At 59.5% G+C, this 25,621-nt stretch carries 24 protein-coding genes; 11 read left to right on the top strand and 13 right to left on the bottom strand.

From position 1 onward, the window contains the following. The first annotated feature begins 13 nt into the window (after positions 1–13). From ACIQJ2_RS02015 to ACIQJ2_RS02000, 4 genes are all read left to right on the top strand, one after another. Positions 14–403 carry a DUF779 domain-containing protein gene (locus ACIQJ2_RS02015; protein WP_199147617.1) on the top strand — a complete coding sequence of 130 codons (390 nt, stop codon included), beginning with the start codon at positions 14–16 and terminating at the stop codon, positions 401–403. 96 nt (positions 404–499) lie between these two features. Continuing rightward, positions 500–1,096: a DJ-1/PfpI family protein gene (locus tag ACIQJ2_RS02010; protein WP_199147619.1), complete on the top strand. Its 597-nt coding sequence runs from the start codon at positions 500–502 to the stop codon at positions 1,094–1,096. Positions 1,097–1,115: 19 nt separating this feature from the next. Then, entirely contained in the window at positions 1,116–1,466 is a 351-nt protein-coding gene (locus tag ACIQJ2_RS02005; RefSeq protein ID WP_199147621.1) for a ribbon-helix-helix domain-containing protein, read from the top strand. A gap of 232 nt (positions 1,467–1,698) precedes the next feature. Further along, positions 1,699–2,250: a hypothetical protein gene (locus ACIQJ2_RS02000; protein WP_400666151.1), complete on the top strand. Its 552-nt coding sequence runs from the start codon at positions 1,699–1,701 to the stop codon at positions 2,248–2,250. Between the two features lie 32 nt (positions 2,251–2,282). On the opposite strand, the gene ACIQJ2_RS01995 is transcribed toward ACIQJ2_RS02000, so the two are convergent. Further along, positions 2,283–2,909, bottom strand: a complete 627-nt coding sequence (locus tag ACIQJ2_RS01995; protein WP_400666153.1) for a TetR/AcrR family transcriptional regulator — start codon at positions 2,907–2,909, stop codon at positions 2,283–2,285. Between the two features lie 61 nt (positions 2,910–2,970). Here ACIQJ2_RS01995 and ACIQJ2_RS01990 point away from each other — a divergent pair, with 61 nt between their 5' ends. The 3 genes from ACIQJ2_RS01990 (at position 2,971) to ACIQJ2_RS01980 (ending at position 5,980) form a co-directional block, all read left to right on the top strand. Then, positions 2,971–3,900 carry an alpha/beta fold hydrolase gene (locus ACIQJ2_RS01990; protein ID WP_400666155.1) on the top strand — a complete coding sequence of 310 codons (930 nt, stop codon included), beginning with the start codon at positions 2,971–2,973 and terminating at the stop codon, positions 3,898–3,900. Between the two features lie 246 nt (positions 3,901–4,146). Beyond that, positions 4,147–5,181, top strand: coding sequence for an aldo/keto reductase (locus ACIQJ2_RS01985; RefSeq protein WP_400666157.1), 1,035 nt, complete (start codon positions 4,147–4,149; stop codon positions 5,179–5,181). A gap of 280 nt (positions 5,182–5,461) precedes the next feature. Next, positions 5,462–5,980 (top strand): DUF992 domain-containing protein, encoded by a 519-nt coding sequence (locus tag ACIQJ2_RS01980; RefSeq protein ID WP_400666158.1) that lies wholly within the window; start codon positions 5,462–5,464, stop codon positions 5,978–5,980. A 288-nt stretch (positions 5,981–6,268) separates the two neighbouring features. Here the strand turns inward: ACIQJ2_RS01980 and katG are convergent, their stop codons facing one another. Continuing rightward, the gene (gene katG / locus ACIQJ2_RS01975) at positions 6,269–8,467 is read right to left on the bottom strand and encodes a catalase/peroxidase HPI (protein ID WP_400666160.1); all 2,199 of its coding nucleotides are present in this window, start codon (positions 8,465–8,467) and stop codon (positions 6,269–6,271) included. Positions 8,468–8,768: 301 nt separating this feature from the next. Here katG and ACIQJ2_RS01970 point away from each other — a divergent pair, with 301 nt between their 5' ends. Continuing rightward, positions 8,769–9,725 (top strand): LysR substrate-binding domain-containing protein, encoded by a 957-nt coding sequence (locus ACIQJ2_RS01970; protein ID WP_400666163.1) that lies wholly within the window; start codon positions 8,769–8,771, stop codon positions 9,723–9,725. A 578-nt stretch (positions 9,726–10,303) separates the two neighbouring features. Here ACIQJ2_RS01970 and ACIQJ2_RS01965 read toward each other — a convergent pair. The 5 genes from ACIQJ2_RS01965 to ACIQJ2_RS01945 form a co-directional block, all read right to left on the bottom strand. Further along, a complete protein-coding gene (locus ACIQJ2_RS01965; protein WP_400666166.1) occupies positions 10,304–11,485 on the bottom strand; it encodes a M20 aminoacylase family protein in 1,182 nt (393 codons plus the stop codon). Positions 11,486–11,562: 77 nt separating this feature from the next. Beyond that, positions 11,563–12,342 carry an amino acid ABC transporter ATP-binding protein gene (locus ACIQJ2_RS01960; RefSeq protein WP_400666169.1) on the bottom strand — a complete coding sequence of 260 codons (780 nt, stop codon included), beginning with the start codon at positions 12,340–12,342 and terminating at the stop codon, positions 11,563–11,565. After that, positions 12,339–13,292 carry an amino acid ABC transporter permease gene (locus ACIQJ2_RS01955; protein WP_400666171.1) on the bottom strand — a complete coding sequence of 318 codons (954 nt, stop codon included), beginning with the start codon at positions 13,290–13,292 and terminating at the stop codon, positions 12,339–12,341. Before ACIQJ2_RS01955 ends, ACIQJ2_RS01960 begins: the two co-directional genes overlap by 4 nt. Further along, positions 13,289–14,182 (bottom strand): ABC transporter substrate-binding protein, encoded by an 894-nt coding sequence (locus ACIQJ2_RS01950; RefSeq protein ID WP_400666174.1) that lies wholly within the window; start codon positions 14,180–14,182, stop codon positions 13,289–13,291. Before ACIQJ2_RS01950 ends, ACIQJ2_RS01955 begins: the two co-directional genes overlap by 4 nt. Positions 14,183–14,226: 44 nt before the next feature. After that, the gene (locus ACIQJ2_RS01945; protein WP_400666176.1) at positions 14,227–15,204 is read right to left on the bottom strand and encodes a nitrate ABC transporter substrate-binding protein; all 978 of its coding nucleotides are present in this window, start codon (positions 15,202–15,204) and stop codon (positions 14,227–14,229) included. Positions 15,205–15,304: 100 nt separating this feature from the next. Here ACIQJ2_RS01945 and ACIQJ2_RS01940 point away from each other — a divergent pair, with 100 nt between their 5' ends. After that, positions 15,305–16,633, top strand: coding sequence for a PLP-dependent aminotransferase family protein (locus ACIQJ2_RS01940; protein WP_400666178.1), 1,329 nt, complete (start codon positions 15,305–15,307; stop codon positions 16,631–16,633). A 10-nt stretch (positions 16,634–16,643) separates the two neighbouring features. Here ACIQJ2_RS01940 and ACIQJ2_RS01935 read toward each other — a convergent pair whose 3' ends face one another. From ACIQJ2_RS01935 to ACIQJ2_RS01915, 5 genes are all read right to left on the bottom strand, one after another. Further along, positions 16,644–17,714, bottom strand: a complete 1,071-nt coding sequence (locus ACIQJ2_RS01935; RefSeq protein WP_400666180.1) for an acyltransferase family protein — start codon at positions 17,712–17,714, stop codon at positions 16,644–16,646. A 38-nt stretch (positions 17,715–17,752) separates the two neighbouring features. Next, positions 17,753–18,568, bottom strand: coding sequence for a galactosyl transferase (locus ACIQJ2_RS01930; protein WP_400666182.1), 816 nt, complete (start codon positions 18,566–18,568; stop codon positions 17,753–17,755). Positions 18,569–18,661: 93 nt separating this feature from the next. Next, a complete protein-coding gene (locus tag ACIQJ2_RS01925) occupies positions 18,662–20,158 on the bottom strand; it encodes a lipopolysaccharide biosynthesis protein (protein WP_400666184.1) in 1,497 nt (498 codons plus the stop codon). Positions 20,159–20,384: 226 nt separating this feature from the next. Then, positions 20,385–21,020 (bottom strand): DnaJ domain-containing protein, encoded by a 636-nt coding sequence (locus tag ACIQJ2_RS01920; protein WP_199150733.1) that lies wholly within the window; start codon positions 21,018–21,020, stop codon positions 20,385–20,387. 188 nt (positions 21,021–21,208) lie between these two features. Continuing rightward, positions 21,209–21,904 carry an NrtR DNA-binding winged helix domain-containing protein gene (locus ACIQJ2_RS01915; protein ID WP_199150734.1) on the bottom strand — a complete coding sequence of 232 codons (696 nt, stop codon included), beginning with the start codon at positions 21,902–21,904 and terminating at the stop codon, positions 21,209–21,211. Between the two features lie 123 nt (positions 21,905–22,027). Here ACIQJ2_RS01915 and ACIQJ2_RS01910 point away from each other — a divergent pair, with 123 nt between their 5' ends. Then, the gene (locus ACIQJ2_RS01910; protein ID WP_400666186.1) at positions 22,028–23,047 is read left to right on the top strand and encodes an SPFH domain-containing protein; all 1,020 of its coding nucleotides are present in this window, start codon (positions 22,028–22,030) and stop codon (positions 23,045–23,047) included. A gap of 3 nt (positions 23,048–23,050) precedes the next feature. After that, a complete protein-coding gene (locus ACIQJ2_RS01905) occupies positions 23,051–24,004 on the top strand; it encodes a sugar kinase (RefSeq protein ID WP_400666188.1) in 954 nt (317 codons plus the stop codon). Positions 24,005–24,061: 57 nt separating this feature from the next. Here the strand turns inward: ACIQJ2_RS01905 and ACIQJ2_RS01900 are convergent, their stop codons facing one another. After that, entirely contained in the window at positions 24,062–25,564 is a 1,503-nt protein-coding gene (locus ACIQJ2_RS01900) for a DegQ family serine endoprotease (RefSeq protein ID WP_199150737.1), read from the bottom strand. Positions 25,565–25,621 lie beyond the last annotated feature (57 nt).

Below are 25,621 nucleotides of genomic sequence, written 5' to 3'. Positions count from 1 at the left end.
AAGGAGGATGGTCATGGCTGATACAGGCACGGAGCCAAGGGTATTGGCGACGGAAAAGGCACTGGACCTCATCCGGGAGATCCAGCAGGATCATCCCGATATCCTGTTTCACCAGTCGGGCGGCTGTTGCGACGGCTCTTCGCCGATGTGCTATCCGGCAAACGAGTTCATGATCGGCGATAACGACGTCAAGCTCGGTGAGATCGGCGGTGTACCGGTCTACATCAGCGGCAGCCAGTTTGAGGCATGGAAGCACACGCAGCTCATCATCGACGTCGTGCCGGGACGCGGCGGCATGTTCTCTCTCGACAACGGGCGGGAGAAGCGCTTTCTCACGCGCTCGCGTCTCTTCGGCGGTGGCGAGGCTTGCGCAATCCCGGATATCGGTAACCCACGGGCTTGATGAAACGACGGGATATTTGTCTGTAGTATTTGCCTAATACCCGTGCCGCGAGATCCTTTGCTAGGGTGATGGCGTTGGTTTTCAGGGAGGAAGACGATGCCAGCTGCAAAGATTCTGATGATAACAGGTGATTTCACCGAGGACTATGAAACCATGGTACCGTTCCAGACGCTGCTTGCGTGTGGCTATACGGTCCACGCCGTCTGCCCCGGCAAGAATGCCGGCGAGACGGTGGCAACCGCGATCCATGATTTCGAAGGCGATCAGACCTATTCGGAAAAGCGCGGCCATAATTTTGCGCTCAATGCGACTTTTGCCAGTGTTCGTGCCGAAGATTATGACGCACTCGTTATTCCAGGTGGCCGTGCACCGGAATATCTTCGTCTCAATCCTGATGTGATCAAGGCCGTGCAGCACTTCTTCGAGGCCGGCAAGCCCGTCGCCGCCATCTGCCATGGCGCGCAACTCCTGGCAGCTGCAGGCGTTCTCAAGGGACGTACGTGCTCGGCCTATCCCGCTTGCCGTCCCGAGGTGGAACTTGCCGGCGGCATCTACGCCGATATTGCCATCAACGACGCTGTGGCCGATGGTAATCTTGTCACGGCACCGGCCTGGCCGGCGCATCCGTCGTGGCTGCGGCAGTTCATGGCAGTACTCGATGCTGCCGCTTTGTCGGAAGCAAACGCCGCCTGAGACCAAAAGGGAGGCATGCATGTGCGAATTGTTCATCAAGGCCGATGCCAAACTCTGGGAAAGCACGACGCGCTCCCTTCGCATCGACGGCATGGTGACCAGCGTCAGACTGGAGAATTTCTTCTGGTCGAAGCTGGAAGAAATCGCACGGCGCGACGGCATGAACGTGGTGCAGCTGATCACCAAGCTGCACCACGAGTCGATCGACGCCGGTCATGATCTCGGCAATTTCACGTCGTTCCTGCGAGTGTGCTGTGCACGCTATCTCGACTTACAGCTTGCGGGCGATATTTCGAGCGATCTTTCCCAGCCCATCGCGGGTGTCGACGCGCCTGCCATATTGGAACGAGAACGCCTGAAATACCATTGATCGCAACGCGTCATCTCCACCGCCCCGGCCGCTTAGGAACTGTCGGCATCTTCGCAGCGGTTTTCGTTTTGGAGGCGGTGCAACTTATGGGGTTGTTTGTCGGTACTCTACAGCCTTTATTATTCAATCCTTAACTAGCCTGCGGTAGTATTCCCGCCATCGACTATCGCATGAGGCGTAGGGCTTGCGTTAGGTCCCCATGAGGGGAGGCCTCCGCATTCGAGGGTTCGCGATGACATCGATTTCCGGCTTGCCTTCGGCGGCGTTGGCCATTCTCCAGCAGTCAAACGCGAGCACGACGGTGTCGCAGCGGCAACAGTCCAGCACGGACAAGCTGCTCGCGGTGGCAACCGGCCAGCCGAATATCGTAAGCGTTTCCAAGCAGCCGACCCATGCCCATTCCAAGGTCTCCGAGGCCATGTTCAGTATGAGTGGAGACAGCATTGCGAAGCAAAAGCTCGAACTGATCGAGCGCACGGGCAAAGCTTTGGGTCTCGATCCAAAAGATTATGGATCGACAGATGATTTCGTTAAGGCGGCGAAGAAAGTCCTTGGCGAGATAAAGGTAAAGCCCGGCGGAATGGCCGCCATCCACGCGATGGAGAAAGAGCTTGGCCTAGACAAGCTCGGTCTGTCGCTTGAGGATGTTCTCAACAGCGCCACGGAGGGCGGCGACAATGACAAGGTAACGCGCGCGCTTGAAAAGCGATCGCACGGCAGGACGACCCCAAGAAGAATGAAGACAAGAAGGACGAGGATAGCGAAGCAAGCCAACGTGTGGTGATCGATCAGGCAGCCGGCACCCTCTATGGCCTTCTATCGTTCAACTAGCTCAGCGTGGTCTTCGCGTTTTGGATCATGTGATTTCCCTCGGCTTTGCCGGATAAGATCGACTGCCGCATCTGCGGCCGTTTCCATGTAGCTCGGATCTCGATGAAGCAGCACGACTGCGAACGAGCCGTCGAGCAGCAGCATGATCTGGCGTGCAAGAGGTATCGCATCGTCGCCGGCTCCGGCCTCTACGAAAAGGGTTCCGAGCCAATCCTCGACGCGCTTTTTATGAGCGCGGGCTGCGACCAGCGCCGGATGGCCCGGCAGATTGATCAGCTCCACCGACATGCGCAGGAAACCGCACCCTTTCCATTTGGCATCACGTGCAGATTGGGCCAGATGGCGAAATATGCCGGCAACTTTGTCTGCGATATCACCTTCGGCCTCGCTGAACCACTGCTGGAACAGTGTGAGGTTCGGCTCGTCGCGGGCCTGCAAATGTGCGGCGATCAGGTCGTCCTTGCTGCGGAAGTGATAGTAGAGCGTTCGCTTGGTAACGCCTGCCTTTTCGGCAATCGCATCGACGCTGATCGCGCGGATGCCATCCCGATGGAAGAGCTTGCCGGCTGCGTGAAGAATGCGTTCGCGTGTGGGTTGGGCGCTGTCTCTCATGGCTCAAAGTATACCGTGTAGTGAATATACACAACGCGAGCTTCGCCTCATCTTATAAGCCATGAGCCAGCAACCACGGACACCCTCAAGCGCGAACAGCCTGCCGATTTCCATTTCTTGTCAGGATGGTGTCGTTCTTGGTGCGCACCTTTGGCCTGCGGAAACAAAGAGGCAGGAAGGCAGCGTTATCATCAACCCGGCGACGGGTGTCCTCGCGCGCTATTATCATCGCTACGCGCAATTTCTGACGCGCCACGGATTCGATGTTCTCACGTTCGATTACCGCGGTATCGGCCAATCCCGACCGAACCAGCTGCGCGGGTCCGGATATCGTTGGCGGGAATGGGGTGAGCAGGACTTCGATGCAGCCGTTCGATGGTTGGCCGCCAACCGACGCAACGGCTCCTTGATGGTGGTCGGCCACAGCATCGGCGGCTTCCTGCCGGGCCTTGCCGAAAGCGCAGGAAAGATCGACAGAATGCTGACGGTCGGGGCGCAATATGCGTGGTGGGGCGATTACATGCCGCGCCGTCGCTTGGGGTTGTTTGCCAAATGGCACATTGCCATGCCCGTGGTGACGGCTCTCTACGGTTATTTTCCCGGGCGGCGCCTTGGTTGGCTGGAGGACCTGCCAGCCGGTGTGGCGAATGAATGGAGTTTTCGCAGGCGCCGGTTTGAGCTTAACCACCCGAGAGCCGAAAGAGAGGACGTATTGCGGCGGATGGCGGCGGTTTCGGCCCCGATCCTGGCGGTTGCGGTTTCAGACGACGAACTCGGCACCGTGCCCGCCATTCGCCGTGCGCTTGGCTATTACACCGGCGCTCAACGCGCGGCTGTGTTGCTGAAACCCGCGGATCTCGGCCGCGACAAGATCGGTCATTTCGCCCTGTTTCACGACAGTCATATCGCCGGCTTCTGGACCGACACTTTGTCGTGGCTGCGTGAAGGCAACAATCCCTGGCCCGCAGCGGTGTTGAACCCGGAAAGCTGATGGTTCAGCCCGCTAAGCCCATGAAATTGGAACATAGTTCCTTGCCGAACATGCCCCGTGGCCTGCAAGGCGTCGCATAGCGGGCGCGGCCTCGTATTTACCGGCGATGTGGTCGGAATCCGATGCATTGTCCGGAATCCCGAATAGTAAAATCATAAATTGCGGCCTAATTCCCTTTGTCGGCGATATTACTTATATAGCTTAGGACGTGTGTCCATGGAATCCAGGCCGGTCGGGGGACTCGGAATGCATCTTGATGATTTTGTCGCGCTCGGCCGCTCCGGTTTGCGTGTCAGTCCACTTGCCTTGGGAACCATGACTTTCGGCGAAAGCTATGTTTGGCAAGCCCGGGCAAACCGGCCGGCGGCGATCCTGGACCGCTATCTCGACCGGGGCGGCAACTATCTCGATACAGGTAGAGGTGACGCAAAACCGGGCGGGCAGACGGTTGTCGGCAACTATCTCGGGCAAAAAGCGTCCAGCCGCGATCGTCTCGTCCTTGGTGCCAAATTCGGCGTCGAGCAACAGGAGGAGGGCTTGGGGCGCGAAGCGATCGTCTCTGCCTGCGAAGAGACCCTGCGACGACTCCGTACCGACTATCTCGATCTCTTTTGGCTCGATAATTGGGACATGCAAGTTCCTCTCGACGAAATATTGGCGGGGTTGAATGATCTCATCCGGTCGGGAAAATTGCGCTACTTCGGCATTTCCGATGCTCCGGCCTGGAAGGTTGCGCACGCGCAGGTCATCGCCCAATTTCATGGCTGGACTCCCTTCATAGGTCTGCAGATCGAATATTCGCTGGCGGCGCGGCTGTTCGAGAGCGAGCTTATTCCGATGGCGCGCGGGATGGGGCTTGGTGTCGTCTCGCATTCGCCACTGAATGGCGGTCTCATCAGCGGGAAATACACGCGCAAGAATATCGCAAATCTTGAGTCGGATCGTCCATCTCCACTCGCTAGGCAGCCCGACGAGCAGCGCCTCGATATCGTCGATGCCCTGATCCGTATCGCGGCCGAACTGGAGACAACCACCGCTCGGGTCGCACTTGCCTGGGCTTTGGCGCGGCCTGCCGTATCTTCGACCATCATCGGCGTGCATACGCTCGAGCAACTGGAGGACGACCTCGGCGCGCTCGACGTTCGCTTGTCACCCGAGCAGACGGCGACGCTCGACGTGTTGACGATTCCGGTTCATTCTCTCGATCTGCCATCGGTTCTGCAGAATGCGGCGCCATCGAGCTGCGTGGATTATGACACTATAAGGCGCCGGCTTCCCTAACGGCTTTCGGGGAGAGCTGCGCAACCGTTTTCCGTCCGAAATGTGGAAGAATACAACAAGATAAGCGCGCTTTCACAAAGCTCGAGTATCCGCTGCTCTCCGTACGGCATCACGGGTGGAGACAAGCGGACGCCTACCCGAGATTGCTGACCCACATGCCGAAGTTGGTTTGGTCGGTATGTTGCTACTGCGGCCGTCAGCAAGCCTGTCGAAAACAAGCGTTCGGGTATATAAGCAAAAACGGACTGGCGTTTGTGCTCAAATTGTCGAAGGAGACGTCATGAGAAAGATTGTCATTGCGACTGCAGTTCTTTCCTTTGTCTTGTGTACGGTGGCCACGGCTGCCAGCACGCATCATCTTGCCAAGAAACAGAATGAGCAACTCGCCTCCCAGCCCAAGGAAAGACTCGGGACGCTCTCATGCGTGGTTGCAGGCGGCGTGGGTATGATCCTCGGCTCCAGCAAAAGTGTCAGCTGCACCTTCAAGCAACGAACCGGCAAGGTCGAGCGCTATGCCGGTTCGATCGGCAAGCTGGGCATCGATGTCGGCGTTACCGGCAAAAGCTATTTGAGCTGGGTGGTCGTCAACACGGCTCCGACACGTGTCGGGGATGGCGCTCTTGCCGGTACATATGTCGGTGCTTCCGCGGGGGCCTCGGTAGGTCTCGGTTTGGGCGCCAACGTCCTTGTCGGGGGCAATTCGAAAAACTTTGCTCTGCAGCCTCTGAGTGCGGAAGCAGGAACCGGCATCAACGTTGCCGCCGGCGTTTCTCGCCTGCAGCTCAGCCCGGCAAAATAGCCGCTAGACGCGGATGGTTTTGGATCTGTTTGATCTAAAATCCAGAGCTGGCTTGGAAGCAAACGGGGAGAGCGGGATGTCGCTCGAAGTTTTCTGACGCTCTTCGGCATCAGGTTCTATCTTGTTGTTTTATTGCGCGCTCCCGATGGACAGCCGCTACGCGCTTTTCCTGGAAGCGCTCCAAGATCTGTCATTTCACACTAAAGCGCCCCTCAGCAGGAAATGCATGAAGGGCGCCAGCGTTTTCCGACGCGACAAATTCAGCCGCATCGGACCCTTTGTGTTACATCAGGCGATGTCGAAGCGGTCTGCGTTCATCACCTTCGTCCAGGCAGCCACGAAGTCGTGGACAAACTTCTGTCCGGCATCGGCCTGGCCGTAAACTTCGGCGATCGCCCTCAGCTGCGAGTTCGAGCCGAAGACGAGATCGGCGCGGGTGGCCGTCCACTTGACGTCGCCTGTTGAGCGATCCCGCCCCTCGAACACGTCCTTGGCGTCGGAAACGGCCTTCCATTCCGTGCTCATGTCGAGCAGATTGACGAAGAAGTCGTTGGTCAGCGTTTCCGGACGTTTGGTGAAGACGCCATGCTGCGTCTGGCCGACATTGGCGTTCAGTGCACGCAGACCACCGATGAGCACGGTCAGTTCCGGCGCCGAAAGCGTCAGCAACTGCGCCCGGTCAATCAGAAGCTCTTCCGCAGAAACGGTATAGGCCTGCCGCTGATAGTTGCGGAAGCCGTCCACAATCGGTTCCAGAACGGCGAATGCTTCAACATCAGTCTGTTCCTGAGAAGCATCGGTACGACCGGCGACGAAGGGCACGACCACGTCGTGGCCCGCCTTCTTTGCGGCCTGCTCGATGGCGACAGAGCCGCCAAGAACGATCAGATCGGCAATCGATACCTTCTTGCCACCGGTCTGGGCGTCGTTGAACTTCTTCTGGATGCCTTCGAGCGTCTGAAGCACGGAAGCAAGCTGCGCCGGCTGGTTGGCTTCCCAGTCCTTCTGCGGCGAAAGACGGATGCGCGCGCCGTTCGCGCCCCCGCGCTTGTCTGAGCCGCGGAACGTCGATGCAGAGGCCCAGGCAGTCGAGACGAGCTGAGGGATCGTCAGGCCGGAAGCTGCGATCTGCCCCTTGAGGGCGGCAATATCATTGGCATCGATCTCGGCATAGTCGGCATCCGGGACGGGATCCTGCCAGATGAGTTCTTCGCTCGGCACTTCCGGGCCGAGGTAGCGTGCGCGTGGCCCCATGTCGCGGTGCGTCAGCTTGAACCAGGCGCGGGCAAAGGCGTCGGCGAATGCCTCCGGGTTCTCGAAGAAGTGGCGCGAGATTTTTTCGTAAGCCGGATCGAAGCGTAGCGCCAGGTCCGTGGTCAGCATGGCCGGAGCATGACGCTTGGACTTGTCGTGTGCATCCGGCACCGAGTTGGCGCCTGCACCATGCTTCGGCGTCCACTGGTGTGCGCCGGCCGGGCTCTTCGTCAGTTCCCAATCGTAGCCGAACAGGTTCCAGAAGAAGTTGTTGCTCCACTTGGTCGGCGTCGACGTCCAGGTGACTTCGAGGCCGCTGCCGATCGCGTCGCCACCCTTGCCGCTGCCGAAGCTGTTCTTCCAGCCGAGGCCCTGTTCTTCGATACCGGCTGCTTCCGGTTCGGGACCGACGAGGGCAGCGTCACCCGCGCCGTGGGTCTTGCCGAAGGTGTGGCCGCCGGCGATGAGGGCGACGGTTTCCTCGTCGTTCATGGCCATGCGGGCAAAGGTTTCACGGATGTCGCGAGCGGCAGCGAGTGGATCGGGGTTGCCGTTCGGACCTTCCGGGTTGACGTAGATGAGGCCCATCTGCACGGCTGCGAGCGGATTTTCGAGGTCGCGGTCGCCGCTATAGCGCTTGTCGCCGAGCCAGGTGTCTTCCGCACCCCAATAGATATCTTCTTCCGGCTCCCAAACGTCTTCACGGCCGCCACCGAAGCCGAAGGTTTTGAAGCCCATGGATTCCAGTGCGACGTTGCCGGTGAGGATCAATAGGTCGGCCCAGGAGATGCTGTTGCCATATTTCTGCTTGATCGGCCAGAGCAGGCGGCGAGCCTTGTCGAGGTTGACGTTATCCGGCCAGCTGTTGAGCGGTGCAAAACGCTGCGTGCCCGAGGAGGCGCCGCCGCGGCCGTCGCCTGTGCGGTAGGTGCCGGCGCTGTGCCAGGCCATGCGGATGAAGAGCGGACCGTAATGGCCAAAGTCTGCCGGCCACCACTCCTGCGAATCCGTCATCAGGGCGACGAGGTCTTGCTTGAGTGCCTTCAGGTCGAGCTTCTTGAACGCTTCGGCATAGTTGAAACCATTGTCGAGCGGGCTGGACAAGGCGGAACCCTGATGGAGGATCCTAAGGTTCAGCTGGTTCGGCCACCAATCGCGGTTCGATCTGGCCGAGACGCTGGTGTTCCCGTGCGGAAACGGACACTTGCCCGCATTTTCAACCTTTGTATCCATGACTTTCTCCCTTGAATGCCTCGAATGGTACTGCGCAAAGAGGAGTTGGTCGCCTCTTGGCAGCGATGTGAAATGTCTCGTCGTTTTGACGTCCGCCGACGCGGAGCGTCCGAAAGCAAAGCGCGACCCGAAGCCCGGACAGCAAGGCTCGTCCGGGCTTCGATGAATTCCTTTAGTCAATGCTCGCAATGTGAGCGTCTTATGACAGTACGGCGGCATCGCGCCGCTGATCCGCCCACTCTAGTCAAGCTCTTCGATTAATTTAAGTTGGATTTCCTGATCGATGCGATAAGGTGAAGTTATGATAAACCTCACCCTCAAGCAGTTGCGTTATTTCGAGGCGCTGGCAAAGCATGGTCATTTCGGTCGAGCGGCCGATGTCTGTGCAATCTCACAGCCTGCCCTTTCGATGCAGATCAAGGAATTGGAAGAACAGCTCGGCACCGACCTGTTCGAAAGGGGTGCACGTCAGGTCCGGCTCACCAATTTCGGCGAGGCATTCGCCGAGCGCGTCCGCGAGATTTTGCGGTCCGTGGACGAGTTGGGGGATCTCGCCCGCGCGTCCCGCAGCCAGCCGGTCGGCCGTTTAAGGATTGGCATCATTCCGACGGTTGCGCCTTACTTGCTGCCGACCATCATCGGCAATCTTACCAGCATGTATGACGGCCTCGATATTCATGTGCGGGAGACGCTGACGTCGAAGCTGGTCGAGGAACTGGCCGAGGGCCGGCTGGATACGGCCATCGTCGCGCTGCCTGTTTCCGAGCCATCTCTGACCGAGGTGTCGCTTTTTTCTGAAAACTTCGTGCTGGTGCGGCCAAGCGAAGATGAAGGCAAGCCGGTGCCCAATCGCGAAGCACTGCGTGAAATGCGCCTGTTGCTGCTCGAGGAGGGGCATTGCTTTCGCGATCAGGCCCTATCCTTCTGCAACATACAATCGGCGCTGCCTCGCGAGCTGATGGACGGCAGCTCGCTATCGACGCTGGTGCAAATGGTCAGTGCCGGCATTGGCGTCACGCTTATACCGGAGATGGCGGTCGCCGTCGAAACACGCTCGGCCTCCGTCTCGGCTGTACGGTTCCAAAGCCCGCAACCGTCGCGAACGATCGGCATGATCTGGCGCAAGACGAGCCCACTCGCGAAACAGCTCCTGCGGATTTCCGAGGTCGTTCGACAAGCCGCAGAGGCGATGCGCGAGCAACAGGACGCGATCTGGCGGGTGCAGGATTTCGATCTCGACAATCGTGCGCAGCGATAGGCTCCCGGTCGCGGGCGAGCCGTTGCGTTCGGGGATTGTCCCCCGCGCCTTGAAATATTGCCAATCGCGGGCTTGGTCGTGCAGAAAACCCGATAGCAGGAAATTCTTTTCCACAGGCGCCGGAATTTCAAACGATTAAAGTAATTTTAATCGTTTAAATTATTTAATGCATTGATTTACAAAGAAACTCTTCCATGGCATGCCATGATCGCATGACAATGGAGGTCGTGATGCAAGAGTTCGAAAACGTACGAAATGAGATTCCGACGTATGTGATTGACCGCCTCGAAAGTGAATGGCGGCTGGTCCAGGCTCAGGACTCGCAGTTGAAGACCGGGCTGCGGGCCGAGACTCGAGAAAACGCTGCACCCGCCACATCCGACGGCCTCGGATCCCTCAAGAGGTAGTGTCTTTCGAGAGAGCGGTTTCGACCGTGCTCTGATGCGACGAGATCTTCAGGCGGCGTCTCACGCCGCCTCAATCTTTCCTTCATGCGCGCAAAAGCCGGATTGGCCGCGACTGGTGGCTTGGGCCGTGGTTTCGCACCGGTCTTGGACAGGGCATGCGACGCAATCGGCTTAGCTGTCGAGATAACGCTCGGTCAGCCGCGCCCACATTGCGGCGCCAGCCGTCAAGCTTTCATCGGAAAAATCATATTTTGCGCTATGCAGCACCGGCGAATTGACGCCGTTGCCGAGGCGCAGGAAGCTACCGGGCTTATGCTCCAGGAAGTACGCGAAGTCCTCGCTACCGGGGATGAGGCTGCATGTGGACACCTTGTCGGCTCCGACCAACTCTTCCGCCACCGCACGCGCGAGTTCGGTCTCCTTCTCCGAATTGACAACCACGGGATACCCGCGGATGTAGTCGATATCGACACTGGCGCCGTAACCGTCGGCAACGGAATGCGTGAGTGCGCGGATTCTCGTCTCAAGCAGTTCCCGGATCTTCGGATCGAAGGAGCGAACGCTCAGTGCCATCCTGGCGCTTTCGGGTATGACGTTCGAAGCTTCTCCGGCGTGGATGGAACCGACCGTCACCACGGCTGTCTGCGTTGGGTCGATGCTGCGGGCAACAACCGTCTGCAGGCTGACGACCAGATTGCAAGCCACGACGATGGGGTCAATGGTCAGGTGCGGGCGTGAGGCGTGGCCGCCCTTGCCGGTTATGGTGATCTCGACCGTGTCGGCTGCCGCCATCAGCGGGCCTGAACGTGTCAGCCAGCTACCCTCCGGTGCACCTGGATGATTGTGCAGGCCAAAGATCGCGTCAAAGGGAAAGCGCTCGAACAGGCCATCCTTGATCATGGCCTGGGCGCCGCTGATCACTCCCGCCTCTTCAGCGGGCTGGAAGATCAGGTTGACAGTACCGTTGAAGCGGCGGGTGCGGGCCAGATATTCGGCAGCCCCGAGGAGCATCGTCGTGTGGCCGTCATGGCCGCAGGCATGCATTTTTCCGGGCGTCTTGCTGGCATAGGAACGACCGGTCTGCTCGAGGATCGGCAATGCGTCCATGTCGGCGCGGATGGCGATGCTCTTCTTGCCGGCTCCAGCCGAAAGCCTGGCGACGACGCCATGGCCGCCGACATTGCGCGTGACCTCATAGCCCCAGGCCTCAAGCTTTTCGGCGACGAAGCGCGCGGTTTCCGCTTCTTCGAATGAAAGCTCGGGGTTGGCGTGCAGATGCTGCCGGATGCCGGTCAGTTCGGCCTTCATGGGTTCGAAGTCGGAGAGGCGGGCGAAATCGTTGTCGGGGGTCATGACTATATTCCAATGGTTCGCTTGAACCGCCAGGCGCCGACGGGGCGGGCGGGCTGCACTGATGATGAACCGTCGCGCTAGATGAAGCGCGACAGGAAGCTTCTAGTGCGGGGATGCTGCGGATTGCCGATCACATCCTCGGGTTTGCCTTGCTCGACGATCTTGCCGCCATCCATGAAAACGACACGGTCGGCCGCTTCGCGGGCAAAGCCGATCTCATGGGTGACGACGATCATCGTCAAGCCCTGGCTGGCAAGGTCGCGCATGGTGGCAAGCACCTCGCCGACCAGCTCCGGATCGAGAGCGGACGTAGGCTCGTCGAACAGCATCAGCTTCGGCTTGATGGCAAGCGCCCGGGCAATCGCCACGCGCTGCTGCTGGCCGCCGGAGAGCTGGCGCGGGTAATTGTCCGCTTTGGCCGAAAGCCCGACGCGATCGAGCAGCGCCAGCGCATTCTCCGTCGCCTGCTTCCGGCTCTCACCATGGATACCGATCGGCGCTTCGATGACATTCTGCAGTGCCGTCATGTGCGGGTAGAGATTGAATTGCTGAAACACCATGCCGATCTTGCGGCGCTGAAGCGCGATCGCATAGCTGGACAACTTGACGAGCCGCCCCTTGTTCAGCCGGTAGCCGATCTGCTCGCCATCCACCTCGATCGATCCGCGATTGATCGATTCCAGATGGTTGATGCAGCGCAGGAAGGTCGATTTTCCCGAGCCCGATGGGCCGAGAATGACGACTACTTCGCCGGGGGCGACATCGAGGTCGATGCCTTTCAGCACTTCGAGATGCTCGAAGGACTTGTGAACGTTGCGGGCGCGGACGAGCGGCGCCAGATTGACGTGGGCGTTCATTGGCCGGCCTCCTGCGCGGGCACGAGGGCCGGCGTGTCATCCTTTGCGGGCTTGACCGCCACAGAGCGACGGTCGGCGCGGCTATAGTGACGCTCGATATAGCTCTGGCCGATGTTCAGCACCGAGGTGATCAGCAAATACCAGATCACTGCGACCAGCAGCATCGGGACGACTTCGAAAGTGCGGTTGTAGATCGACTGAACGGAATAGAGCAGGTCGGCCATTGCGATCACGCTGACGAGCGAAGTTGCTTTAATCATGCTGATGAGCTGGTTGCCGGTCGGCGGCACGATGGAGCGCATGGCCTGCGGGATGATGATGCGGCGTAGCGCGCGAATGCGTGTCATGCCGAAGGCCTCGGCCGTCTCGAACTGGCCCTTGTCGACCGAGAGCAGGCCGCCGCGGATGATCTCGGCCATGTAGGCGGCTTCATTAAGCGCCAGCCCGGCGATTGCGGCCGTCATCGGGCTGATGACCGAATTCGTGTCCCAGCTGACGAAGGTCGGGCCGAAGGGGATGCCGATCGACAATGTCGGGAACAGCGTCGAGAGATTGTACCAGAAGATCAACTGCACAAGCAGCGGCGTGCCGCGGAAGAACCAGATGTAGAGCGAGGCGAGCGAGCTTGCCAGCGTATCCTTCGACAGCCGCGCGATTGCCAACAACAGGCCGAGCACGATGCCGAAGGCCATGGCGACGACGGTTAGTCCAAGCGAAACGTAAAGACCGTCTATGACGACTGGATCGAAAAAATATTGGGCGACGACATGCCAGCCAAAATTTTCGTTATGTGCGATCGACCACGCAAAATAGACGGCGATCAAGAGAGTGAAAAGCCAAGCCGCCACACGGCCCGTCGGGAATGGCGTATGGGCGTTTGCCACATCCCGCTGCTCAAAGTCTGCACCGCCGAATGGCGGCGGTGCACTTTCTCTAGGATTGGTCGTCATTTGCTCGCCTGTGCAGCCAGGTTGATACCGGGCTCCTTGATCATGTTGTTCTCAAGTCCCCACTTCTTCATGATGGCTGCATAGGTGCCGTTGTCGACCAATTCTTTGATCGCATCGCGCAAAATGGGGCTAAGCGGCGAGTTCTTCGGCAATACCGCTCCCTGGAACAGGTCGTCGAAGCCATTTTTCTGGCCGACGCCTGCCAGCTCCAGCTGGCCGTTTGCCTGTGAAACGAAATAGGTCAGCGGGGCCTGCGAAGAGAAGAACGCGTCCGAACGCTTGGAGCGCACGGAAAGGATCGATGTCGGCTGGTCGGTGAAAGACTGGACTTGAAGTGCAGGCTTGCCGTCCTTGGTGCATTTCTCGGCTTGAGCCTTGATCACCTTCTCGGCCGACCCACCCGCCATCACTGCGATGCGGTGCCCGCAGGCGGTATCGAGCGTGGTGATGCCCTTCGGATTGCCCTTTTCGACGGCGAAGACGACGAATTCCTGAACATAGTCGACGAAATCATTGGCATCTTCGCGCGACTTGAAATCGCCCACCGGACCTTCGGCATACTGGAAGCGACCCGAATTGATGCCGCTTAGCAGGGCAGGAAGCCCGCCCACCGTCGCATGGCTGATCTCGACGCCGAGAACCTGCCCGATCGCCTTGGTCAATTCCGCGCTTGCGCCCGTGACATCGGAGGCGCCGTTGACGATCTCATAGGGAGGGAAAGAGCCGCTGTTGACGGATACCATCTTGCCCGAGGTGCGAATGGTCTCCGGCAATCTGGCATGGAGCTGCTCATTGACCGAGAGTTTCGGCAGGGCAGCATCCTCAGCAAAGGCCGAACCCGAAATCATCAGGCTTGCCGCAGCGATGTATGTGAGTTTTTTCAATGACATATTTATTCCCCTTTTGCTTTGCGTCTTTGAATTTCAGTTGCTGATCAGGCCGCGCTCGTCCGGCTGCCATCGATGTCGATGGGAAAGAGCTCCTCCGGCGTCATCAGTCTCGGCAAAATGCCCTGTATGTGCAGTTCCGAAGCGAAGTCGCCGATCATCTTGCGGTTGGCGGCAAAGCCGCTCCCATCCCAGCCTTCCGGCAGTTCGGTCGCCGACTTCAACAATTCGTCGAGCATGAAGGGGGTGGTATCGGCATATTTGCGCCGCTTGTTCAGCCAGACGCGCTGGGATTCATCGAGCAGCGCATTCAATTCGGCGATAACCCAGGGATGCTCGGCGACGAACTCCGCCTTGAAGCCGATCAGATGCATACCGGGTACATAGCCCACATCGGCAAAATAGCGATGTTCGGCCGCACGGAAATCCGGCAGCAGCTGGCGGAAGCCGGAATTGCCGGCGAAATAGCCGTCGGGCATGAATGGCGTGAAGACTGCGTCGAGCTGGCCTTCCTTCAGCAGATCCATCATGGGTCTCTCATCGGGAGCCGCTTCGATCCGGCCGGGGCGGCCGAACCCATCGAGACGGTCGGTGATCGGATGGGCCTCGGTCAGGCGACCGGCATACCACATGGCGTCCTCGACGCCGACGCCTTCACGACGAAGTGCGGCGCGCGTCCAGGTATTGCCGGAATCACGCCAACCGGTGACGCCGATGCGCTTGCCTGCCAGCTGGGCAAAACTCGTGACCGAGCTGTCCTTGGTGGTGATGACGCAACGATGGCGAAATCCGCGCATGATGAAGTTTGGAATGCCGACGATGCTCTCATCACCTTCGATGCGCATCTGCGTGTAGCGACTGAAGGACGTTTCGGCGGCATCGTAGGCATCACTTTTGCCGACATGCGAGATCAGGGTTCCGACCCGGTCCACCCTGAGATCGAGTTTTGGGGAGGAGACGTCGCCCAAGACCAATGGCGTTATGTAGTCCCAGTCACGAAGAGCAAGGCGGAGAGTAAGAGGCATGAAATTCACTCGCGGGAAAGCTTGTTTTCCAAATGAGTAAATGTTCAATATGGGGTGATCAAATGTTATTACGTTATTGAACATTAAAATTGGCGCAGGAATGAGCGAAAATCGAGACGCGACGTGGTTTGCTGAAAAATTGAACGATCGGACAATTCGCGGTATCGCATTGGAAACCAGCGCGCTCATCCGCGCCGGGGCGCTGCCTGTCGGTACGAAGTTGCCGCCGATCCGCGATCTCGCATTCGCGCTCGGCATAAGTCCGGCAACGCTCTCAGAGGCATGGAGTGAACTTAGGCGCCAGAAAATCATCAGCGGGCGTGGCCGCAACGGTACCCGGGTCAGCGGCGATCGCTTTATCAACCAGCCGGCCCGGCTCGCCAGCGCCGGCCACTACGGCGATGGTGTGCTTGATCTGACATCAGCTGGCCCGGACATAAGGCTGCTTCCGAAGCTCGAAGCGGCGATGGCCCACGGTGCTTCGGCCGAGAATCTCAATAGCTACGAACGCAGCCGCATTCTCCCGGAACTCGAGGCGGCAGTCCGGAAAAACTGGCCCTATGAGCCAGAGGCTCTCCTGGCGACCAACGGCGGGTACAACGCCGTCTATACGCTAATCAATGCTCTGGTCATGCCGGGTGCTTCAGTCGCCATAGAGGACCCCACGGGCATGCGGCTGCTGGACATTCTCGAAGATCGCGGTGCGCGGATCATTCCAGTGCGATGCGATGAAGAAGGCCCCCTGGTGTCATCGCTGGAAGAGGCGATGAAATACCGCCCGGTTGCGTTTGTCTTTCAGCCGCGTCTGCACTCCGTCACCGGCCAAAGCGTTAGTGCGGCTCGCATGGCAAGTCTTGCAGAGGTTCTTCGCGATAAGGATACATTGATCGTCGAGGATGACGGCGTGGCGGATATTTCCGCAGTGCCGCGCCAATCGATGGGTCGGCTCTATCCCGATCGGGTCATCCATATTCTATCGTTTTCGAAGACGCATGGGCCGGATCTGCGATTGGCAGTGCTATCGAGTTCGCGGGCGATCATCGACCAGATTCAGTCCTATCGCAGCTTCAGTTCGGGCTGGACCAGCCGTATCCTGCAATCGGCGGCGGCGTGGCTGTTGCGCGATCCCGCGACCGAGGCCTGCTTGGATCATGCCCGCAACATCTATGAACAACGCCGCGCTGCACTGATCGATGCGCTCGACGAGCGCGAAGTGCCTGCACTGCACGGTGCCGGCCTATGTGCCTGGATCCCCATTTCGTCCGAACCGTTCGCAATGGTAACGCTGGCGGCCCGCGGCATAGCAGTCAGCCCAGGGGCCAAATTCTCCATTCTGCCGAGCAATCACCTGCGCGTTGTCACGGCCACGCTCTCGGAACGTCTCGAGGAAGTCGCCGATGCCATTGCACTGGCGGCCACTCACACCTGATCGTGCCAGACTAGCTGCCTTGACCTGCCTCGACCCTTTTCGGCGTCGATTTCAACGATCCGGCATAGCGAACCAAGATCGTCGCAAGCCTGGCCGCGATGAGCGCAATGATGACGATCGCAATGAGGTAGATCGCGATGTAGATCGGCTGAGGCACTTGGATGTCACGCATCAGGTGTCCGTAGATCTCGGTAAAGCCGCGATGGCACATGTAGATCGGGTAGGAGAGGTAGCCGAGAAAAATGCCGAACCGCTGCAGCCTTGCCGGCAATTCGAGCATCGTGCCGGCAAGGACGATAAGCGGCGAGACCAGGATGCAGAACACCAGCGCATATTTCAGCGAGTAGGTGGGGAGGAGCAGCAAGATGCAGATCGCCGCTATCGGCAGCAGGGCGGCATAACTGTTTATCGTCCGGCCGAACGCAGCGACGTTTCGAAGGCGATAGATGATCATGCCGAGGGTGAACGAGAAGAAGACGCGCGCAAAGCCGCCATCGACCGAGCGCCATTCCCAGCCAAGATCGAGTGATTTATGGAAGAAAACCGAGGCGATCAGCATCGCCAGGGATGCCGCAGCGATGAGGATGAGCGTTCGCGTTGTCAGCCTGAAAAGCACGAGCGCGAATATCAGATTGGCCAACAGTTCCCAGAACAGCGACCAAGCCGGGCCGTTCAACGGATAGAGCGGCCAGATGTCGCCGGCAGAGCGGCTCAGAAAGCTGGGCGAAGGCAGCATGAAGACCGTCGATAGGATGCTCGCGCCAAGATCGGCCCGACCGACGCCTGCTGCCTGCCAATGAAGCAGCAATTGCACGAGGCCGAAAACGCTTCCGATCAGGAAGAGCGGATAAAGGCGCGCATAGCGTGCTTTCATGAAGGCTAACACGGTCATGCCGCCTGCGAGCTTTTCACCATAGGCTCGGGCGATGACGAAGCCGCTGAGTACGAAGAAGAAATCGACGGCGATATAGGCCGACGGCGCATAGGGCCTGTCGAGATGATAAACGACGACGGCGAGTGCCGCGAGGCCGCGCATCGCATCCAGGGCGGCGTATCTATGTCTTGGTGTAGCAGCCGTCATGGGGCAAAACCTCTCTGGATAACAGCGCAGCTTGGGTCCTATCCGACCGTGCGGGCACCGAAGAATTCTCTTCGCAGGCTTTGATCCAGAGGGCGTACGCGCGAGAGATTGGAGAGGAGCTGGCGCGGCCGGCGCAACACGGATGCGTTGAGAAAGTGCGTGCGGATGAGATTGGAGGACTTGCTGTGCGCGCCTGCGTGCCCAACCCGGTAGATGGCGCCGCGGAAGGGGAGCGATCCGAGTGGGGAGCCGGCCTCCGCGAGTATCTTGCCGATGCGGACATGGCTGCCGAGCATGGACTTGATGTAGTCGATATCGGCCTCCTCGAAGGTTGCCGGCAGCCCGTACAGGTCGGAGCGGATGATCAGTGAGGTGCCGCAGAAATTGGCGAAGTCATTGTGATGCAGCAGCAGCCGGCCTCCCTCGTTCCAGAGATAGCCGCGGTCGATCTTCCAGCCATTGGCAGTGCTGTTCTTTGCAGCGAACTCGACGATGTTGGCGCTGACGAAATCATCGTCGTCGACGATCATGAAAAAGCGTGAGTCACGCGCGGACAACATGCCGCTGAGCACCCGGCGCCCTTTGTCCAGCCGGAAGGCGTCATAAACCTTTTCCCGGTCGGCGCCATTGATGTCGTGCAGCTGGTTTGGCGGAAAGGTGACGCGCTCGACGGAGAATTTAGGCGGCAGGTCCGGCAGATCCGCCCCTTCATTGGCGACGATCACGCCGCGCCAGTCACCGTTGGATTGCCCGGAAATGGAGGCAATCGTTTGGGACAGCCGGCTTTTCAGCGAAGGCCAATCATTGGAATTGGCCTGATGGCGAACGGGGATGATGAAGGTAACCAGTGTCATGACACGCCCTTTTCACGGGAGGTACGGCTGTTGCGGGAGCTGAAGAGGCGCTGCAGACCCCAGTCTTGCCTGGGGCCTGCATCCGCGACATTGCTATTGGGTTCGGGCGCGGCGACCTTGCAAAGTCGTGCGCACCAGGAAGAGGATCCTTTCCCTGCATAGTAGGAAGATCAGGGCCGAGTAGGTGATGCCGCCGACAAGGATCTCGCTGACGAGGCGCGCGGCCATCGACCAGTCGCTGAGCGCCGAGGACGTCGCGAGGACGGCGACGAGCATGCCGAGATAGGCGGCGATCGGCCTCAGGAACTGACCGAAATATTCCGGAATGCTGAGCCCGATCAACCGGGAAACCATCCACAATGTGGCGGGCCATAGCATCAGCACTTCGAGCATCAGCGCGAAGACGATGGTCGATACGCCGTAAGGGTAGAGAATAAACACGGTCGCGATGGTGACGATGTTGCGCACCAGCTGATAGTAGAACCACCAGTCGGATTTACCCTGGCTGGTGATCAGTGATGCCTGGATCACGCCGATGCCGCCCATGAGGCCGATCACGCAGAAGAAACGAACCGGCCAGATCGCCGCCGTCCAATGTGCTCCGAAGATCAGCGGAATGGCGTCGTCGGCAACGGCGGCAAGCCCCATGAAGGCGGGGAAAGACACGAGAGAGCAGCCGAAGGTCGCCATCAGGAAGGCTTCGCGGACCTTGTTCTGGTCATGCTGCAAAGACGAAAGCAGCACGTGGCTGACCGAGGTCAGGCCGCCGGCGACGACATTGTTGAGCATTTCATAGAGCCGCCGGGCGAAATTATAGATGCCGAGGGCAGCCGGGCTTACCAGCGTACCGATGATCAGCTGGTCGAGATTCATCGTCTGCAGGAAGCGGTTGCCCGAGGCAAAAATGCCGTAATGCAACAGCTCTTTCAGGCTCGAGAGCTTGATCCGGACGCCGGGCACCCATCTAGCGCCCCAGAAGGCCGCAATGCAGGCCGCAGCAGGTGCCGCGATCTGCGCGATTGCGAGCGCCCAAATCCCGAAACCGGCGAGGATCAACGATAGGCAAATGGTCGCGGATACGGCGGTTGCGATCGCGGTGCGCGCGGCCGCCAGATGAAAGGACATCGTCCTGCCGATGAGGGCATTGGGAACGATGATCATCATGTCGAAGAAGATTTTCAGTCCGATGATCATCAAAAGATTGACGATCTCATCGTGTCCGACCCAATGGGCAACGGTCGAAGACAGCCCAAACAGCGCGGCGTAAAGAATGGCGGCCGAGAAAAACGAGAGCCAGAAGACCGTATCGAGATGGCTGCGCCGGATCGATTTCTGCTGGATCAGCGCCTCACCGAAGGCGGTGGGGCCAAAGCCGGCGGTGAAGCTGACGATGGCGAAGGCGAGGGCCACGAGGCCGAAATCTTGCGGCAGAAGAAATCTCGAGGTCACGACGAAGACGAGACTGTTCAGCGCTGTCGGGATCAATGTGTCCAAGGCCGACCAGAATGCGCCTCTCAAGGCTGCCCGCGATCGGTTTTCACTCAGATGGTCAAAGACGATTTCATCCGCTTCGGAAGCCAGCAACCGCATACCTCGCCTTTTCGATTGTCGACCGAGGCAGGCATTCTCCCGCATCGATCAATTGCCGTGCCGCCATCTTGCGATGGAACATCTGGCGTACTGGAGGCTTGATCTAGGCCAGGTCTTCTATTTGTCTAGGGACGATTATTGCATTGCAACATTGCGTTGCTGAAAATGATCTCGCGATCAAGGTAGACGCGAAATCTGTTTCCTGAAGGCGACGGGAACGTGCGATCTATTGCGCGGCAGAGCGAACCCGCGGCTCTTCCCATTCGATCTCTGCAGCGGCATCCACCTCGGAGTGGTCCTCGAAGCCGTCCATCTCATAGAGATAGCCTTCCAGCATGTCGCAGGCGCGTTCGGTGGCGCCGATCTTTGCCTGTGTTTCGCTGATGGCCGTGGCGATCGCCTTGATGCGCGCGCGCAGCATGTGGCCGACGACATCCTTGCCCGGGCGCTGGCCCAACCGGTCGAGATGAAGGCTGATGCGGTTGGAGTGCCGCTCAAGCTCGCTCTTGCTGAAATTCGCCTTGCGAATTTCCTCGAGAAGGCTCGCGCGCATCTTTGCGACGGGATCGAACGTGCCCGGCGCCCGTTCGTCCAGCACGATTTCGGTAATGAGTTTCTCGATCGCGACCAATGCCTGCAGGTCGACGGCATCGGTCAACTCGACATCATAGCCGGTGTCGTCAAACACCTTGCGGCGCACGGGATCCAGAAGCAACTCATAGGCCTTCTGCAGCCGTGCGAAGGCATCGGTGTCGCCGCCGGAATCCGGATGAGCCGCCTTCGCGCGCTTGCGATAGGCAGCCTTGATCTGTTCCTCGTTCGCATCGCGCGCAACGCCGAGAATATCGTAGGGATCAGTCACTCCAACTCCTGCCGCCGCTTAATCCTGTTTACCGGGCCTTTGCCGCCGATCTGACCGGTAGGGCTTAGACTTCCTGTCGAGCCGTTTCAATCGGCCCCGGGCCTATTTGTACCATCACAAAGGCAGAGTTTGGACAAAAAGAGCTGTGTGTCAAAGACGAATTGCCTCTTCTGCGCAATTGGCCTGTTTCAAATCGTCCGGTCGAAGAAGGCAGTCGAGCGCGCTTGCTTGAGTTGGTAAAGTTGGGCTGGACGATTGCTGCCGCGGCGCATTTTCCCCGCGAGCGGCTCGATGAAATCAACTTCCGCCATGCGCTTTCTGAAAGCGGATTTATCAAGAACGCGGCCAAGAAGCCGCTCGTAGACGGTCTGCAGTTCGCTCAGGGTGAAGGCTTCCGGCAAAAGGTGCACGGGCAAGGTCGTGTATTCCACCTTGTTGCGCAGCCGCGTGACCGCCGCCTTCAAAATCGCGGTGTGATCGAAGGCAAGCGAGGCCATTGTCGCCTCGTCGCTGATCGAATGCCAGGCGACGTCGGTGACATTGCCGCCTTGCGTGGGGATGACGGCATTCTGCGTGATCAAGGCCATATAGGTCACGCTCAGGCTCCAGCCGCGTGGATCGCGTGTCGTATTTCCGAAAACGCCAACTTGCTCGAAGTAGGGCGTCGCGACCCCTGTCTTATCGGTCAGCACACGTTGCGCCGCCGTTTCGAGGTCCCGGTCTTCATCGACGTGAATCCAGCCGCCGGGCAGGGCCCAGCTGCCGACAAACGGCTCCGCACCGCGCTTTGTCAGGAGAACTTCAAGCCCGTCCTGCGTCAGTGCGAAGATTGCGAGATCAACCGAAACGATCGGTCTTGGGTGAATATCTTCAGGGTTGCTCATGGCTTCGACCATACGGCAACGGGCTCTTAGTGTAAAGTTTCAACTAACTTAGTTGACAAAATACAATAAGTGATGTTTGTTCGCCTCATCGCAGTTTGCAGCGCCACTTTTCAGGAGGCAGTCATGTTCGGATTTCGTTTCATCAAGGCTCAACCGACACAGTATGTGATCCAGTATCGCAGCGGCCGGCCGCAGCGAGAGGGCGCAGGGCTTTCGTTCTGGTATTTCGCCCCGTCGACCTCGCTGGTCGTGGTGCCGACGGCAAGCGTCAACGAGCCGTTCATCTTTCCCGAGGTGACCTCGGACTTCCAAGAGGTGACCGTTCAGGGGCAGATCACCTATCGCATTGCCGAGCCGAAACGAACCGCCGAACTGCTCGATTTTTCGCTGAGCGCCAAAGGTGTTTACGGATCGGAAGACCCACAAAAGCTGTCGCAACGCTTGATCGACCAGGTTCAGGTCGTCATGCGTGCCGAAGTTCAGGCCTTGTCGCTGAAGGAGGTGCTGGCCGCCGGCGAGTTGCTCGTCGGGCGCGTGGCGGCGGCGTTGCATGATCACCCGGTGCTGCAGGCGCTGGGTCTCGAGCTGCTCAGCCTGTCGATCCTGGCGGTGAAGCCCAAACCGGAAACCGCAAAGGCTCTGGAAGCCGGGGCGCGCGAAGCGCTGCTGCGCAGCGCCGACGAGGCAATCTACGCCCGGCGCAACGCAAGCGTCGAGCAGGAACGAACCATCAAGGAAAACGAGCTGGCGACAGAGATCGCCGTCGAGAACAAGAAACGTCAGGTCCGCGAGGCGCAGATGGATGCGGAACGTTCGGTACAGGAACGGCGGCTGCAGATCCGTCGGGAGGAGATGACCGGCAAGATCGCGCTTGAAGAGCAGAACAAGGCTCTGGTGGCTCTCGCTTCGGGTAATGCTCGCGAGGAGGCCGACGCGAAAGCTTATGGGCTTGCCGCCATGATGAAGTCGTTCGGCGACGCGGATCCCAAGATGCTGCAGGCACTGGCCTCGGTCGGCATGGATCCGGGCCAGCTGATGGCGCTCGCCTTCCGCGACCTTGCCGACAACGCCACCAAGATTGGGCAGCTCAACGTCACCCCCGATCTCCTGCGTGAAATACTGCAGCCACAGGCAAGGGGGTGAGCCATGTCGGCCTCGGACGATAAAAGGGTTGCGGACAGGAAGATCGTCCTGATCGTGCGCGACACCCGTCTCGACGAACTTGTCGCGCGCTTCAACACCGTTCAGCAGGCGCAATTCTACGTCGAACATTTAGGCGCGGATTTCGACGACTATCTGGCGGAGCAGCAGCACTATCAGGCGGCGGTCCGCGATGTCGAGGCCAGCCTGCGAGACATTGCCAGGGTGCAGAGGCTCAATCGGCGTTATCTCGCTAACTTCACCTTCGGCGCCGATGATCTCGTCGTCGTGCTGGGGCAGGACGGGTTGGTCGCCAACACGCTGAAGTATCTCGACGGCCAGAATGTGCTTGGCGTCAATCCCGATCCCAAACGATGGGACGGCGTCCTGCTACCGTTCCAGGCGGCCGATGTCCGCAAGGTTCTACCCGAGGCCTTGGCCCAGCGCCGGCCACTCAAGCGCGTCAGCATGGCAAAGGCTGCGCTCAATACCGGCGAGGTGCTCTACGCGGTCAACGACCTCTTCATCGGCCCGCGCAGCCATGTCTCGGCGCGTTACGACCTGCATGTCGGCGAAAGGCACGAACGGCAATCGTCGAGTGGTATCATCGTTTCCACAGGCATGGGGTCGACGGGATGGTTGAAAAGCCTCTACGCCGGTTGGGCGGGAGCGGCCGCGAGTTGCGGCCTTGAGTTGCCGGCAGGCATTGCCGACGCTTCGTTTCCCTGGGACGCCGAGTTCCTGCACTATTTCGTGCGGGAACCGTTCCCGAGCCGTACCACAGGCGTTTCGCTGGTCTCGGGGCAGATTGGAACGGAGATGCCGATGACTGTGATGTCGGAGATGGCCGAGCATGGGGTCATCTTCAGCGACGGCATCGAAACGGACTTTCTGCCCTTTAACGCCGGGACCTTGGCGACGATCGGTCTCGCGGAACGCCAGGGATTGCTGGTGACGTAACGACAATCGGCCCGCTTCCTGGAAGGAAGCGGGCCGATCATGAGGGATTTCAGGCTTTTAAGCAGCTGAGAAGGGTACTGCAACGAAGGTTTTGTCGCCGTCACGTTCGATCAGCAGCAGGACGGATTTACGGCCATCCTTGCCGGCCTTGGCGACGGCCGTCTGCACCTCATGGGCGTTGCGCACCGGTTGGTCGTTGACGGAGACGATGATGTCGCCGGTCTGGATGCCGGCGGCGGCGGCCGGCTTGTCCGGGTTGACGCTGGCGACCACCGCACCCTCGACGCCACGGGGCAGATTCAACTGCTGGCGGACATCGGGCGTAAGGTTGGCGAGGCCGACGCCGATGCTCGGCTGGTTTGAAGGCTGCACCTTGCCGTCGCCATTCTCGTTTGAAGCCTGCTTGGTGTCGTCATTGCCGCCGATGGTGACGCTGACATCCATGCTCTTGCCATCGCGCCACAGGGTGACCGAGCGCTTGTCGCCAGGAGCAAGATCAGCGACGAGCCGTGACAGGTCCTTCGGCGTTTTGACTGTCTCGTTGCCGACAGCGGTGACGATGTCGCCGCTCTTGATGCCGGCACGGGCCGCCGGCGTATCGTCGGTGACATTGGCAACCAGCGCGCCTTCCGTCTTCGACAGGCCCATGGCGTTGGCGACATCGGAGGTCACCGGCTGTATCGCGACACCGAGGTAGCCGTGATCGATCGACCCGTTCTTTTCCAACTTGGCAACGATCGCTTTGGCTTCATCGGAAGGAATGGCGAAGCCGACACCGACGCTGCCGCCGTTTGGCGAATAGATCGCGGTGTTGATGCCGACGACATTGCCTTCACGGTCGACAAGCGGGCCGCCGGAATTGCCGTGGTTGATCGGGGCATCGATCTGGATGAAGTCGTCGTACGGGCCGCTGTGCAGGTCGCGGCCGCGAGCCGAGACAATGCCGGCGGTAACGGTCGTGCCGATGCCGAACGGATTGCCGATCGCCAGGATCTGGTCACCGAGTTTCAGCTTGTCGGAATCGCCCCATGCGATGGTTGCGAGCGGCTTCGGCGCTTGAATTTTCAATACGGCGAGGTCGGATTTGGCATCGGCGCCCAAGAGCTTGGCCGGCAGTTCGGTGCCGTCATCGAGTGTCACCTTGATGTCGACGGCGTTCTGGATGACGTGATTATTGGTGACGATGATGCCGTCAGGGCTGATGATGAAGCCGGAGCCGAGCGCCATCGCGTGCTGGCTCTGCTGCTGGCGCGGTGCCTGCTTCGGGAAGGGAATACCTTGGTTTTCGAAGAATTGGCGGAACTGTTCATCCATCGGCGAATTGCTGCTGTCGGCGCTCGTGTCGGTCGCCTTCATGGTTGTGGTGACGGTGACGACGGCGGGCTTGTCGGCATCGACGATCGGAGCAAAAGAGCCGCCGGGTGCGATGATGCCTGCCGGCTCGGCAGCGGCGGCAACGCTTGCCGAGGTGCTAAAGGCGAAAGGCAGGGCGCCTGCGCCGACGATGATGGCGGCGCCGACGATGGCGGCGGTGCGGTGTTTGCGAAGAAGAGATGACATGGCAAAAGTCCCTTGCGAGATTGTTGGCGAATTGGCGTCTTGTCCATGTCCGGGACA

The organism is Rhizobium sp. NPDC092011 (assembly GCF_044756305.1).
Taxonomy (GTDB): Bacteria; Pseudomonadota; Alphaproteobacteria; order Rhizobiales; family Rhizobiaceae; genus Rhizobium.
The sequence above is the reverse complement of the archived record's forward strand: the minus strand, read 5'-3'. Positions and strand labels throughout refer to the sequence as shown.

Bases quoted from the DNA above. Each gene is read 5' to 3' on its own strand.
- ACIQJ2_RS02015 (WP_199147617.1), top strand. From the start codon at position 14: ATGGCTGATACAGGCACGGAGCCAAGGGTATTGGCGACGGAAAAGGCA.
- ACIQJ2_RS02010 (WP_199147619.1), top strand. From the start codon at position 500: ATGCCAGCTGCAAAGATTCTGATGATAACAGGTGATTTCACCGAGGAC.
- ACIQJ2_RS02005 (WP_199147621.1), top strand. From the start codon at position 1,116: ATGTGCGAATTGTTCATCAAGGCCGATGCCAAACTCTGGGAAAGCACG.
- ACIQJ2_RS02000 (WP_400666151.1), top strand. From the start codon at position 1,699: ATGACATCGATTTCCGGCTTGCCTTCGGCGGCGTTGGCCATTCTCCAG.
- ACIQJ2_RS01995 (WP_400666153.1), bottom strand. From the start codon at position 2,909: ATGAGAGACAGCGCCCAACCCACACGCGAACGCATTCTTCACGCAGCC.
- ACIQJ2_RS01990 (WP_400666155.1), top strand. From the start codon at position 2,971: ATGAGCCAGCAACCACGGACACCCTCAAGCGCGAACAGCCTGCCGATT.
- ACIQJ2_RS01985 (WP_400666157.1), top strand. From the start codon at position 4,147: ATGCATCTTGATGATTTTGTCGCGCTCGGCCGCTCCGGTTTGCGTGTC.
- ACIQJ2_RS01980 (WP_400666158.1), top strand. From the start codon at position 5,462: ATGAGAAAGATTGTCATTGCGACTGCAGTTCTTTCCTTTGTCTTGTGT.
- katG (WP_400666160.1), bottom strand. From the start codon at position 8,467: ATGGATACAAAGGTTGAAAATGCGGGCAAGTGTCCGTTTCCGCACGGG.
- ACIQJ2_RS01970 (WP_400666163.1), top strand. From the start codon at position 8,769: ATGATAAACCTCACCCTCAAGCAGTTGCGTTATTTCGAGGCGCTGGCA.
- ACIQJ2_RS01965 (WP_400666166.1), bottom strand. From the start codon at position 11,485: ATGACCCCCGACAACGATTTCGCCCGCCTCTCCGACTTCGAACCCATG.
- ACIQJ2_RS01960 (WP_400666169.1), bottom strand. From the start codon at position 12,342: ATGAACGCCCACGTCAATCTGGCGCCGCTCGTCCGCGCCCGCAACGTT.
- ACIQJ2_RS01955 (WP_400666171.1), bottom strand. From the start codon at position 13,292: ATGACGACCAATCCTAGAGAAAGTGCACCGCCGCCATTCGGCGGTGCA.
- ACIQJ2_RS01950 (WP_400666174.1), bottom strand. From the start codon at position 14,182: ATGTCATTGAAAAAACTCACATACATCGCTGCGGCAAGCCTGATGATT.
- ACIQJ2_RS01945 (WP_400666176.1), bottom strand. From the start codon at position 15,204: ATGCCTCTTACTCTCCGCCTTGCTCTTCGTGACTGGGACTACATAACG.
- ACIQJ2_RS01940 (WP_400666178.1), top strand. From the start codon at position 15,305: ATGAGCGAAAATCGAGACGCGACGTGGTTTGCTGAAAAATTGAACGAT.
- ACIQJ2_RS01935 (WP_400666180.1), bottom strand. From the start codon at position 17,714: ATGACGGCTGCTACACCAAGACATAGATACGCCGCCCTGGATGCGATG.
- ACIQJ2_RS01930 (WP_400666182.1), bottom strand. From the start codon at position 18,568: ATGACACTGGTTACCTTCATCATCCCCGTTCGCCATCAGGCCAATTCC.
- ACIQJ2_RS01925 (WP_400666184.1), bottom strand. From the start codon at position 20,158: ATGCGGTTGCTGGCTTCCGAAGCGGATGAAATCGTCTTTGACCATCTG.
- ACIQJ2_RS01915 (WP_199150734.1), bottom strand. From the start codon at position 21,904: ATGAGCAACCCTGAAGATATTCACCCAAGACCGATCGTTTCGGTTGAT.
- ACIQJ2_RS01910 (WP_400666186.1), top strand. From the start codon at position 22,028: ATGTTCGGATTTCGTTTCATCAAGGCTCAACCGACACAGTATGTGATC.
- ACIQJ2_RS01905 (WP_400666188.1), top strand. From the start codon at position 23,051: ATGTCGGCCTCGGACGATAAAAGGGTTGCGGACAGGAAGATCGTCCTG.
- ACIQJ2_RS01900 (WP_199150737.1), bottom strand. From the start codon at position 25,564: ATGTCATCTCTTCTTCGCAAACACCGCACCGCCGCCATCGTCGGCGCC.